Consider the following 591-nt stretch of genomic DNA (forward strand, 5'->3'; position numbering starts at 1 on the left):
TACGTTCAGCCTGCTGCCAAGTTCCAATGCGACCGGCAACTACACGAAAGTGACCCAAGTCATCCCGGTGACGATTTCCATTGACAACTACAGCGGAGCCGGACTTGTGCCGGGCATGAACGTCACCGTCCGCATCCATAAGTAGGTGATGGAAGATGACAGCATTTGTCATTGGTTATATTGTGTTTGCCGTTTTGGTCTTGGCGGCGGTCAACATCGCGCTGCGCCGCCGCAAACCGGCTTCAGCCGCAGGGAAGGCGGCAGATGAAGCGGAGGAAGCCAACGCTCAACCGTTAGCGGAAACGAAAGCAGAGCCGTCGACAGGAACAGATGGGCGTCCGGCCGCTCCGGCCGGTCAAGGCGGCCTTGGGGATATCGGCAGCCGCGGCAAGGTTGTGGCGACGGTCATGCTGGGCGCGTTTGTCGCCATTTTGAATCAAACGTTGATCAACGTCGCCTTGCCGCATATGATGCAAGATTTCAACGTGGAAACGTCGACGATTCAATGGCTCGTGACCGGCTATATGCTCGTCAACGGGGTGCTTATCCCGATCAGCCCGTTTTTAATCGCCAAGTTTCCAGCGAAACGGT

Annotated in this window: 1 protein-coding gene and 1 pseudogene; both read left to right on the forward strand. The window is 56.5% G+C overall.

The genetic code is table 11. The features are described 5' to 3' along the window. Positions 1-145: pseudogene (locus tag U1T56_RS24350) on the forward strand (HlyD family secretion protein); the annotation flags it as partial. Positions 146-155: 10 nt separating this feature from the next. Then, a partial coding sequence (locus U1T56_RS24355) for an MFS transporter (protein WP_418162065.1) occupies positions 156-591 on the forward strand: 436 nt, incomplete at its 3' end.

This window comes from Benzoatithermus flavus (assembly GCF_037908215.1).
Lineage (GTDB): Bacteria > Pseudomonadota > Alphaproteobacteria > Geminicoccales > Geminicoccaceae > Benzoatithermus > Benzoatithermus flavus.